Below are 11737 nucleotides of genomic sequence, written 5' to 3'. Positions count from 1 at the left end.
GGGTCGGAGGGGTAGGGGTGTGGGACGTAAAGCGCAGCAGTCCCACACCCCTACCCCTCCGACCCGACACCGGCAGCCGAACAGCCCCGCGCAGCGGCCCCAGCCCGCCGCAGGCGAACCCAGAGAAACCCCCACGGCGGGACAGCCGACAACGTGGGAAGCACCCCCAAGCGCAGCGGACGGTCAACCCTTCGCCGCGACCGCCGAAATGTCGAAGCTGAGCTTCACCCTGTCGCTGACCATCACCCCGCCCGTCTCCAGCGCCGCGTTCCACGTCAGGCCCCAGTCGGAGCGCAGGATCTCGGCGCTGCCCTCGAAGCCGACGCGCTCGGCGCCGTAGACGTCGGTGGCCGAGCCGTTGAACGTCAGGTCGATGGTGAGCGGCTTGGTGACGTCCCGCAGGGTGAGGTCGCCGGTGATGCGGTAGCGGTCGCCGCCCACGCGCTCGGCGGCGGTGCTGCGGAAGGTCATCAGGGGGAATGCCTCGGCGTCGAAGAAGTCGGCGCTGCGCAGGTGGGCGTCGCGGTCGGCGATCCCGCTGTCGATGCTGGCGATCTTGATGTCGAGCGACGCGGTGGACCGGGACGGGTCGCCGCCGTCGAGGCTGAGCGTGCCCGCGTAGTCGCCGAAGCCGCCGCGGACGTTGGTGACCATGGCGTGCCGGACCGTGAAGCCGATGCTGCTGTGGGCCGGGTCGATGGTGTAGTCGCCGGTCAGTGCGGCCAGCGCGGGGTCCGCGTCGAGGACGGCGGCGGGGGCGGTGGTGCGCTTGCGGTGGAACAGAGCCATGGCTCCTCCTTCGGAACGGATGCTGTGGGCAGCGTTTTGTTTAATGTTCAACGAGATGGGTGCCACTGTAGCGTGATTTAGTTCAATGTTCAACCTCTTGGGGAGGGGTGGGGGGAGGTCGGCTCGGCCGGACGGGTGGTCGGGGGGAGCTGCCGCCTGGTCATTGCCGCCGTGCGCGGGCCCGTGCTAGACCATCGGGAACTCCCAAGTGCGCAGCGCCACCTCCCAGTTGACGCCATGGAGAGGACCGACCGTGTCGCCCGACCCCGCCCCGCCCGTCTGGTCACGCAGAGGATTCCTCGCCGCCGCGAGCGCGCTCGGCCTCACCGCGGCCCGCCCCGCGCACGGAGCGGCGGCCGATCCGTACGACGCCCTCCGGGGCCGCTGGTGCGGGCTGACGCTCGGCACCGGCTTCGACCCCGGCGCGCCGCCGTACGCGGCCGTGCTCAAGGAGACCGGCGACCTCGCGGCCGCCCATCGGTCGGCGATGCGGCCGGCGGCCCACTCGCTCTGGGACGACTGCCCCTACGATCCGCCGTCCGGCATCACCCGGAGCTACGGCCGGCTGTGCACCATGGCCCACGCCTACGCCCAGCCCGGCACCGGCCGCACCGGCGACCCCGGTCTCGCCGACGGCCTGCTCGCCGGCCTCGACCACCTCGAAGCCACCGTCTACCACACCGGCACCACCCGCTACGGCAACTGGTGGGAGTGGCAGATCGGCAGCCCCAGACTCCTCCTCGACACCCTCGCGATCCTCGCCGACCGCCTGCCCGGCGACGGGCTGCCCGGGGAGCTGCGCGACCGCTGCCTGGCCGCCGTCGACCACTTCGTCCCCGACGCCATGCTCGGCGACTACACCGGCACCAGCACCGGCGCCAACCGCGTCGACCTGTGCCGGGTGGTCGCGCTGCGCGGCGTCCTCGGCCGCGCCCCCGCCAAGATCGCACTGGCCCGGGACGCCCTCTCGCCGGTCTTCCCCTACGTCACCGAGGGCGACGGCCTCTACGCCGACGGCTCCTTCGTCCAGCACTCCTGGGTCGCCTACTCCGGCACCTACGGCTATGTCCTGCTCGACGGCCTGGGCCGGTTGTTCACCCTGCTCGGCGACTCGCCCTGGCCGATCACCGATCCGGCCCGGCAGATCATCTTCGACAGCGTCGAGCGCGCATACGCCCCGCTGCTCCACAACGGCCTGATGATGGACAGCGTCAACGGGCGCGCCGTCAGCCGCGGCTACCTCCAGGGCGACGAGCGGCGGGTGCTGCGCAGCGACCACTACCACGGGCATGCGCTGATCGCCGCCGTCGCGCTGCTCGCCGAGGCCGCGAGCGGCGCCGAGCGGACGCGCTGGCACGGCATGATCAAGGGCTGGATCGCCCGCGACACCACGCTGCCGGTCCGCACCGACCGGCAGTACGGCGTCGCCGACCTCGCCCGGCTGCACAAGATCGCCGACGGTCCGGTGGCCGCGACCCCCGAGCCCGTGGGGCACCGCCTCTTCCCTGCCATGGACCGCGCCGTGCACCGCCGCCCCGGCTGGGCCGCGGGGCTGGCCATGGCCTCGGACCGCATCACGTACTACGAGAACGGCAACGGCGAGAACCCGCGGGGCTGGCACACCGGCGCCGGGATGCTCTACTGGTGGGGCGCGGACTTCGGGGGCGACCAGTACACGGACGCCTTCTGGCCCACCGTCGACCCCTACCGGCTCCCCGGAACCACCGTGTCCACCAAGCGGCTCGCCGACAACGAGGGCGGCGGCTGGGGCGAACCCAAGCCCACCGCGCGCTGGGTCGGCGGCACCACCGACGGCGAGTTCGCCGCGATCGGCCAGGACCTGCGCGGCCTGTCCTCGACGCTGACCGCGCGGAAGTCCTGGTTCGCGCTGGCGGACTGCGTCGTCTGCCTGGGCGCCGGCATCACCTCCGGCGACGGCGTGCCCGCCGAGACCGTCGTCGACAACCGCTGCCTGGGCGAGCACGGCACCCACGCGCTCACCGTCGACGGCGCTGCCCAGCCCGCCGCGCTCGGCCACCGCGCCGCCTTCCGCTGTGCGCACTGGGCCCACCTCGCCGGGCACGGCGGCTACGTCTTCCCCGGCGGCGCCGCCCTGAACGCCCTGCGCGAGGCCCGTACCGGCTCCTGGCACGACATCAACGCCACCTCCTCCCGGGAGCCGTTCACCCGCCGCTACCTCACGCTCTGGCACGACCACGGCACCGACCCGGCCGACGCCCGCTACGCCTACCTCCTGATGCCGGGCGCCACCCCCGGTGCCGTCGCACGGCGGGCCGCCGACCGGCGCTGGCTTACCGTGCTCGGCAACGACGCCGGGCGGCAGGCGATCGCGGTCCACTCGCTCGGCGTAACGGCGGCGAACTTCTGGCGGGCCGGCCGGGCGGGGCCGCTCGAAAGCAGCGGTCCGGCGAGCGTGCTGGTGCGCGAGCGGCGGTCCATGGCGCGGGGGCGGACGGCCCGGTTGTGCGTGGCCGCCCCGGACCGCTCCGGCGATACGCTGGAGATCACCTGGACGCGGCCGGTGCGCGAGGTGCTGGGCCACGATCCGGCGATCGAGGTGCTGGCCACGGGGCGGTCCCTGCGGCTGCGGCTGGCTCCCGGCCGGAGCTGCGCCACCCACGGCTGCACGGTGCGGTGGGGCTGACCCGGTCCGTCGCGCTCCCTTCCTGCGCCGGACACGACAACGCCACTCCGCCGTCGTTTGTCGGGCCCATACAGCGCAGGAGCGCTCCCGCCACCCGAACGGACGTCGGGACGCAGGCCCGGCACAGGACGGTTCTGTACTGCCTGCCCACCAAAACGCATGGGACGTTGTACGAAACCGACATCGGTGTGCGGCGCCTCGCACACGTACCGTCGATACATGACCACTGTCGAAGATCTGCCCGCCGGCGCCACCGACGCCCGCGGGCGTGTCGCCGAGCTGCACGCCATCCGTGAGCAGGTCCGGCGAGGACCCAGCGAGCGGGCGACCGAAGCGCAGCGTGCCAAGGGCAAGCTGACGGCGCGCGAGCGGATCGAGCTGCTGCTGGACGAGGGTTCGTTCAACGAGGTCGAGCCGCTGCGGCGGCACCGGGCGACGGGCTTCGGCCTGGAGGCCAAGAAGCCCTACACCGACGGCGTGATCACCGGCTGGGGCACCGTCCACGGCCGGACCGTGTTCACCTACGCACACGACTTCCGGATCTTCGGCGGCGCGCTCGGCGAGGCGCACGCCACCAAGATCCACAAGATCATGGACATGGCCATCCAGGCCGGTGCCCCGCTGGTCTCCCTGAACGACGGCGCCGGTGCCCGCATCCAGGAGGGCGTGTCCGCCCTGGCCGGCTACGGCGGCATCTTCCAGCGCAACACCAAGGCGAGCGGGGTCATCCCGCAGATCTCGGTCATGCTCGGCCCCTGCGCGGGCGGCGCGGCCTACAGCCCCGCCCTGACCGACTTCGTCTTCATGGTCCGCGAGACCTCGCAGATGTTCATCACCGGCCCCGACGTGGTGCGCGCGGTGACCGGCGAGGAGATCACCCAGAACGGCCTGGGCGGCGCCGACGTGCACGCCGAGACCTCCGGCGTGGCGCACTTCGCCTACGACGACGAGACGACCTGCCTGGAAGAGGTCCGCTACCTCCTCTCCCTGCTGCCGGCCAACAACCGTGAGAACCCGCCGACGGTCGCCTGCGAGGACCCCGCCGACCGCTCCGGCGACGCGCTGCTGGACCTGGTCCCGGCCGACGGCAACCGCCCGTACGACATGCGCAAGGTCATCGAGGAGATCGTCGACGACGGCGAGTACCTCGAAGTCCACGAGCGCTGGGCGACCAACATCATCTGCGCGCTGAGCCGACTCGACGGCAAGGTGGTGGGCATCATCGCCAACCAGCCGCAGTCGCTGGCCGGTGTGCTGGACATCGAGGCGTCCGAGAAGGCCGCCCGCTTCGTCCAGATGTGCGACGCCTTCAACATCCCGATCATCACCCTCCTGGACGTCCCCGGCTTCCTGCCCGGTGTCGACCAGGAGCACGGCGGCATCATCCGGCACGGCGCCAAGCTGCTCTACGCCTACTGCAACGCCACCGTCCCGCGGATCTCGATCGTGCTGCGCAAGGCCTACGGCGGCGCGTACATCGTCATGGACTCGCAGTCCATCGGCGCCGACCTGACCTACGCCTGGCCGACCAACGAGATCGCGGTGATGGGCGCCGAGGGCGCCGCCAACGTCATCTTCCGCAAGCAGATCGCCGAGGCGGACGACTCCGAGGCCATGCGCACCCGCATGGTCAAGGAGTACAAGTCCGAGCTGATGCACCCGTACTACGCGGCCGAGCGCGGCCTGGTCGACGACGTCATCGACCCCGCCGACACCCGCCACACCCTCATCCGCGCCCTCGACATGCTGCGCACCAAGCACGCGGACCTGCCGGCCCGTAAGCACGGCAACCCGCCCCAGTAACCGCATCCCGCACCGCACCCGGCACCACGCCCACCGCGACGACGGAGAAGACACCGTGAACCCTGCCCCTCGCACCGACTCCATCCGTGTGGAGAAGGGCCAGGCCAGCGAGGAAGAGCTGGCCGCCCTGACCGCCGTCCTCCTGGCCCGCGCCGCCCACCGGCCGGCCGCCCCGGCCGGCCCGCGCGCCACCGCCGCCCGCTGGCGCCGCCTGGAGCGCCAGAGCGGCTTCCACGGCGCCACCAGCTGGCAGCGCTGAACGATCAGGAAGTGACCGAGGGGCCCCGCACCACTGCGGGGCCCCTCGGCGTTTCCCGGGCGGCTGTGAACCCCACCCGCACCGCCGCGATATGCGGCTCCGTCGCTTATCGGACGCGGTGTTCCGGTTCGGCAGGGGGCGTCCGAATCAAGGCGTAGGTTCGCCCCAATCATCGGGAGCAGAGCTGTTCAAGCCGAGCTCCCCGTGCTGGCATGCGCTCGTCATCCCACTCCTGGTGCTCCCGCGCCGCGGGCCCTAGGACGACCGGAAGGAAGTGCCCATGCTCAGCACGCTCGGTGCTGGTGCCGCAGTGGCATCCCTGCTCCTCGCCGGATCGGCATCCCCCACCACGCCGGCACGCTTCGGCGACGAACCGCCCACCGGAAAGATCACCATAACCGTCGCCACGGTCAACGGATCGGGCTGCAGACCCGGCAGCGCCGCGGTGGCCATCGCCCCCGACAACACCGCCTTCACCGTCACCTACAGCGAGTACCTCGCCCAGGCGGGCGGCTCCAGCAAGCCCACCGACGCCCGCAAGAACTGCCAGATCGCCCTGAACGTCCATGTCCCGCAGGGCTTCACCTACGCCATCGCCCGGGCCGACTACCGCGGTTACGCCTCCCTGGCCCCCGGCGCCAAGGGCATGGAGCAGGCGAACTACTACTTCCAGGGCCAGCAGGAGACGGCCCGCAAGAGCCACTCCTTCGCCGGCCCCTACGACAACAACTGGCAGACGTCGGACGAGACCGACATCGACGCCCTGGTGTACGCGCCCTGCGGCGAGGAGCGCTACTTCAACATCAACACCGAGCTCCGGGTGGACGGCAAGTCCGCGGACCCCAGGGCCACCAGCTTCATGGCCATGGACTCCACCGACGGCAGCATCAACACCATGTACCACTTCTCCTGGAAGCAGTGCCCCGCACGCCGGTGACCCCGCCGCGCTGACGGCCGGGCCCCTGTACGGCCGTGTACGGGCCCGTACGGGTACGACGAAGGCCCCCGCACCCAGAAGGTGTGGGGGCCTTTCGTACGGCGCGAGCGGGCACGGGGAGCCCGGACGCGGCGCTGCGGTGTCCCTGGGGCCGCCGGAGACGGCCTCGACTAGCGCAGGCGGGCCATCAGCGCATGCTCCACGAGCGTGATGAGCGCGCTCTTGGCCTCGCTGCGGTGCCGGGCGTCGGTGGTGATGATCGGCGCGTCCGGGCCGATCTGGAGCGCCTCACGGACCTCGTCGGGCGTGTACGGCTGGTGCCCGTCGAAGCCGTTGAGGGCGATGACGAACGGCAGGCCGCTGTTCTCGAAGTAGTCGACCGCCGGGAAGCAGTCGGCCAGGCGGCGGGTGTCCACCAGGACCACCGCGCCGATGGCGCCGCGCACCAGGTCGTCCCACATGAACCAGAAGCGGTCCTGACCGGGCGTACCGAAGAGGTACAGGATCAGGTCCTGGTCCAGCGTGATCCGGCCGAAGTCCATCGCCACGGTCGTGGTCGTCTTGTCCGGCGCGTGCGTGAGGTCGTCGATCCCCGCGGAGGCGGAGGTCATCACGGCTTCGGTACGCAGCGGATTGATCTCTGAGACGGCCCCGACGAACGTGGTCTTGCCCACGCCGAAGCCGCCCGCCACCACGATCTTCGCGGAGGTGGTGGAGCGGGCTGCACCGCTAGAGCTTGCGAAGTCCACTGAGCACCCTTTCGAGCAGTGTCACATCTGGCTGTCCGCCGGCGGTCTCGTCCCCGCCGGGCTGATGGATGGCGACGAGTCCGGCCTCCGCCAGGTCGGCGACGAGGATCCGGGCGACGCCGAGGGGGATGGAGAGAAGCGCGGAGATCTCGGCAACTGACTTGATCTCGCGGCAGAGGTGGCAGATGCGCTGGTGCTCCGGCAGCTGGCCCTGCAGCTTGGCGGGGTCGGCGGTCGTGCTGACCAGCGCCTCGATGGCGAGCTGGTAGCGCGGCCTGGTCCGGCCTCCGGTCATGGCGTACGGGCGAACGAGCGGGTTGTTCGCGCCGGTGGGGGCGGGCTCGGGTGCACGCCGCTGCGGCTGCACCGGCTGGATGCGCGGTGCCTGCGGCTCGTCGTACACCGACGGCTCGTACGGCTGGGAACCGTACGGCCGGGGCTGCTGCTGCGGTGGCTGCGGCGGCTGGAGCCGCTGCGGCCGGCGGCTCGGCGCAGACGGGAAGTTGAAGCGGTTGTTATGGGTCTCGCCCACAGGTCCGGACTCCTGCCCGGAACCGTACGGGTATCCGCTCGGGGGCGTTGCCACGTCTCCTCCTCCAACTTGCTGTCTGACGCCGGTCGCGCCACCGAACCATAAGGCGCGGGGGCGGGAAACGCACTGCCTGTCTGTTAGTTGAGAAGACTTCCCTGCAGTTCGGCGCGCAGGTCCGGCGTCAGGACGCTACCCGCACGGTCGACCAGCAGGGCCATTTCGTAGCCGACCAGACCGATGTCGCACTCGGGGTGCGCGAGCACCGCCAGCGACGATCCGTCGGAGACGGACATGATGAAGAGGAAGCCGCGCTCCATCTCCACCACGGTCTGGTTGACACTCCCGCCCTCGAAGATGCGGGAGGCGCCGGAGGTCAGCGACGTCAGGCCGGAGGCCACCGCCGCCAACTGATCGGCTCTGTCCCGAGGGAAGCCCTCGGACATGGCAAGGAGGAGACCGTCCGCGGAGACCACGACCGTGTGCGACACCCCGGGGGTGTTCTCCACGAAGTTGGTGATCAACCAGTTCAGATTCTGCGCCGCCTGGCTCATCGGGCTCACACTAACGCTCCTGATCGTAGGTGCTGCCGGGGCCGAAGCCCTGTTGGTCATTCTGGGGGACCCCGGAGGGGTCCGTGCCGACGCTGCGTCCCTGCTGGACACCGCGGCGCAGGTTGCTCAGCCTGCCGCGGACGTCCTCCGGGGCGCGGGAGACCTGGGGGCCGCCCTGCGGGGTCTGCTCCGCGGCGCCTTCGACCAGGTTGGCCTTGGGCACCCGCCGGGGCAGGCCGGAGGCTGTGACTCCGCCCGCCTTCGGCTCGCGCAGCCGCTCCGCCCGCTCCCAGCGCTCGTCGTTGGAGCTGCGCCAGTCCGAGCCGTCCTGGCCGGTCTCCGGCGTGCCCCGTTGCTGCTGAACCTGCGGTACCTGCTGGTCGCGGCCTCCGCGGCGCGGAAGGCCGACGTCCGTCAGCGAGGGGGCGTCGCTCGGTGTGGGGCCCGGACGCTCGAATGGTACGCGCTCAGGGGCGTCAGCGGGAGCGGCAGTGGTATTCCGGTCAGATTCCGCTTCGGTGCCGAAGTAGCCCTCGAATGCGGGACGTTCGGCCCATTCGTCCGGCTGCGCCGCTTCGTGCGAGACGTATGGCTGCTGGCCGGTGGTCTCGGAGGGGCGCGGATCGCCGAATGCCTGGTTGCCGTGCGACCGGTCGTCGTAGAGCGGTTGATCGGCTTCCGCATACGCCTGGGGGGCGAAATCCTGGGACGGGAAGTCCTGGGACGGGAAATCCTGGGACGGGAAGTCCTGGTAACCGGTGGTGGAGGACACCTGGTCGCGGAAGAGCGGGTTGCCCACGCCCTGGCCGTCGGCCGGCTGCTCGCCGCCCGCCTGGGCCTCCAGAGCCGCCCGGCGCTCCTCGCGCATCAGCGAGCGGCCCACCATGTCCAGGTCGGCGCCGTCCGGCCGGCCGTAGCGGCTGTCGTCGAAGCCCAGCTCGGCGGCGGTGCGCTGCCCGCTGTCGTACGACGCGTGCTGGTGCTCGGGCACGATCCGGGAGACCGTGAAGTCGTCCTCGAACTGCTCCTCGCCGCCACCACCGTGGGTGATCGCCTCGGGCAGCATGACCAGGGACGTGGTGCCCGCCTGCTCGCCGGAGGGGCGCAGCTGCACCCGGATCCCGTGCCGGTCGGCCAGCCGGCCGACCACGAACAGGCCCATGCGCTGCGAGATCGCGGCGTCCACGCTCGGCGGGTTGGCCAGCTTGTGGTTGATGTCCGCGAAGTCCTCGGGGGTCAGCCCGATGCCCTTGTCGTGGATCTCGATCATCACCCGGCCGTCGGGCAGCCGGGTGGCGGCCACCCGCACCTTGGTCTGCGGGGAGGAGAACGTGGTGGCGTTCTCCAGCAGCTCGGACAGCAGGTGCACGAGGTCGGTCACGGCGGTGCCGTGGATCTCGCTCTCGGGGACGCCGGTGAGGTCTATTCGCTCGTAGGACTCGACCTCGCTGATCGCCGCGCGCAGCACGTCCACCAGCGGAACCGGCTGGTTCCAGCGGCGGCCGGGCTCCTCGCCCGCGAGGATCAGGAGGTTCTCGCCGTTGCGGCGCATACGCGTGGCGAGGTGGTCCAGCCGGAAGAGGCTCTCCAGCTGGTCCGGGTCCGCCTCGTTGTTCTCCAGGTCGGTGATCAGCTCCAGCTGGCGCTCGATCAGACCCTGGTTGCGGCTGGAGAGGTTGGTGAAGATCGCGTTGACGTTGCCCCGCAGCAGCGCCTGCTCGGCGGCGAGCCGGACGGCCTCGCGGTGCACCTGGTCGAAGGCGCGGGCGACCTCGCCGATCTCGTCGGTGGTGGCGATCGGGATGGGCGTGACGCGGGTGTCGACCCGGCCGGGGTCGGTCCGCGAGAGCTGGTCGACCAGCATCGGCAGCCGCTGCTCGGCGACGCCGAAGGCGGCGTTGCGCAGCTGGCGCATGTTGCGGCTCATCCGGCGGGCCATCAGCCCGGCCACGACGAACGCGATGATCAGGGCGGCCAGCACGATCGCGGAGTCGACGAAGGTGGACTGGCGGGCGTCGGCGGAGATCTGCGCCGCCTCGTCCACCGCCTTGTTCGCCAGGTCCTTCTCGATGGACCGGTACATGTTGAATTTGCCGGTTGCGGCCGTGAAGTAGGCGTCGGAGGTGATGCCCTTCGGGCTCAGCGCCTCCGGGGCCGCGCCGGTGCCGATCCAGGTGCCCATCTGGTCGATCGACGGCGGGGTGCGGAAGGGCTGGTTGGCGGCCTGCGCCTGTTCCTTTGCGCGTGCGATCTTCTGCTTGGCGGCCTGCTTGAGCGCCGCCGCGTCCGCCTTGAGCCGCGCGACGTCCTCGGGCGTACCGCCGGAGGTGAACTCGCCGATGGCGATGCCCTCCAGGTAGCGGTACGACGCGAAGGCGGTCAGCTGGAGCTTGTGCTCCTTGCCGCCCTGCGGGGACGCCGGGTCGACCAGGAGGTGGGTGCCGATGGACCGCTGCAGCGACACGGCGGCCTTGGCCAGCGCGACGGCGTAGACGGTACGGCCGTAGGAGGTGATGTTGCCGGTGCCCAGGCCGAGTTCGTTGGCGAACTCCATCAGCGGGTGCTGGACCTCGACGTAGCCCTCCTCGGTCTGCACACCGCGCAGCTTGGAGGTGAAGGCGGCCGCGCGCAGCTGCTGGAGCTTGGGCTCGGTCTTCTCGAACGCGGCGAGCCGGCGGTTGAGGCCCGGCTTGTCCGGCATGTCCTTGGCGGCCTGGTGGAAGGCGTCGGCGGCGGCGTCGGTGGCGTCCCGCGCCTGCTGCACGACCGGGTCGTCCTTCTTGCCCTGGAGCAGCGGCGCCGCGGTGCGGTCCCGCTCGTCGATCAGGGCGTTGCTGTAGGAAAGCGCGGCGCGAACGAGCTTCGCGGTGTTCTCCGCGTCCTGCGCGTCCCGCCAGGTGGTGAGCGAGCTGTCCACCCGCAGGCCACCCAGGACCAGTGCGACCAGCACCGGGATCAGCAGAATGGCGTTCAGGCGGGTCGCCACGCGCCAGTTGCGCGGGGAGTACTTACCGCCGCTGACCGGAGGCTTGGCGACCGTGTTATCGGACGCGTCGGCAGCCGGTACGCCACCTCTGGGTGGCGGGGTGAAGTTGCCCCGCCGCGGCTCCTGCGGCTCGGGGCTCGACTTGCTTCGCCTCACTCGACCAACAACCTCTCGGCGCCGGCACTACCTGCTGTGCCGTTTCTTCTGGGCGTTCCTACTCCGGAGTTCAGCGAATTTCAGCACGTCAGGGCGGTGCGTTCCAAACACTGGACAAAGCCGGGGAAGGCCCGGAAGCGCCTTAGATAAAAGGGGCGTTAAGGGCGAGCCGCGCCAAAATGCAGGCGCTCTGTGCGCGCAGCGAAGCCAGGCATGCGCATGGGGTGTCGAAACGTCGACGATTCACTGTCGAAACGTTATGAAGCAAATTTGTCGGCGTGTCGAAGGACACAGATCCATTCGCGCATGC

At 71.0% G+C, this 11737-nt stretch carries 9 protein-coding genes; 4 read left to right on the top strand and 5 right to left on the bottom strand.

Features of this window, described 5'->3' with window-relative positions; all coding sequences use genetic code 11:
• Nucleotides 1-183 precede the first annotated feature (183 nt).
• Nucleotides 184-789, bottom strand: a complete 606-nt coding sequence (locus ACZ4NB_RS24225) for a YceI family protein (RefSeq protein WP_467664620.1) — start codon at nucleotides 787-789, stop codon at nucleotides 184-186.
• A 253-nt stretch (nucleotides 790-1042) separates the two neighbouring features.
• Between ACZ4NB_RS24225 and ACZ4NB_RS24220 the strand changes: the two genes are divergently transcribed.
• The 4 genes from ACZ4NB_RS24220 (at nucleotide 1043) to ACZ4NB_RS24205 (ending at nucleotide 6453) form a co-directional block, all read left to right on the top strand.
• The gene (locus ACZ4NB_RS24220; RefSeq protein WP_467664618.1) at nucleotides 1043-3454 is read left to right on the top strand and encodes a polysaccharide lyase 8 family protein; all 2412 of its coding nucleotides are present in this window, start codon (nucleotides 1043-1045) and stop codon (nucleotides 3452-3454) included.
• Nucleotides 3455-3673: 219 nt separating this feature from the next.
• Nucleotides 3674-5257, top strand: a complete 1584-nt coding sequence (locus ACZ4NB_RS24215; protein WP_393493959.1) for an acyl-CoA carboxylase subunit beta — start codon at nucleotides 3674-3676, stop codon at nucleotides 5255-5257.
• A 55-nt stretch (nucleotides 5258-5312) separates the two neighbouring features.
• A complete protein-coding gene (locus tag ACZ4NB_RS24210; RefSeq protein ID WP_384492019.1) occupies nucleotides 5313-5516 on the top strand; it encodes an acyl-CoA carboxylase epsilon subunit in 204 nt (67 codons plus the stop codon).
• 280 nt (nucleotides 5517-5796) lie between these two features.
• A complete protein-coding gene (locus tag ACZ4NB_RS24205) occupies nucleotides 5797-6453 on the top strand; it encodes a DUF4360 domain-containing protein (RefSeq protein WP_467664616.1) in 657 nt (218 codons plus the stop codon).
• A 170-nt stretch (nucleotides 6454-6623) separates the two neighbouring features.
• On the opposite strand, the gene ACZ4NB_RS24200 is transcribed toward ACZ4NB_RS24205, so the two are convergent.
• From ACZ4NB_RS24200 to ACZ4NB_RS24185, 4 genes are all read right to left on the bottom strand, one after another.
• Nucleotides 6624-7202, bottom strand: a complete 579-nt coding sequence (locus ACZ4NB_RS24200) for a GTP-binding protein (RefSeq protein WP_073447656.1) — start codon at nucleotides 7200-7202, stop codon at nucleotides 6624-6626.
• Complete coding sequence (locus tag ACZ4NB_RS24195) at nucleotides 7183-7788, bottom strand: DUF742 domain-containing protein (protein ID WP_467664614.1); 606 nt, start codon at nucleotides 7786-7788, stop codon at nucleotides 7183-7185. Before ACZ4NB_RS24195 ends, ACZ4NB_RS24200 begins: the two co-directional genes overlap by 20 nt.
• Nucleotides 7789-7871: 83 nt before the next feature.
• Entirely contained in the window at nucleotides 7872-8285 is a 414-nt protein-coding gene (locus tag ACZ4NB_RS24190) for a roadblock/LC7 domain-containing protein (RefSeq protein WP_384433849.1), read from the bottom strand.
• A gap of 10 nt (nucleotides 8286-8295) precedes the next feature.
• Nucleotides 8296-11427 (bottom strand): sensor histidine kinase, encoded by a 3132-nt coding sequence (locus tag ACZ4NB_RS24185; RefSeq protein WP_467664612.1) that lies wholly within the window; start codon nucleotides 11425-11427, stop codon nucleotides 8296-8298.
• Nucleotides 11428-11737: the final 310 nt, after the last annotated feature.

It is taken from the genome of Streptomyces sp. NPDC026575 (genome assembly GCF_055567415.1).
This window is presented reverse-complemented; position numbering and strand designations above follow the sequence as displayed.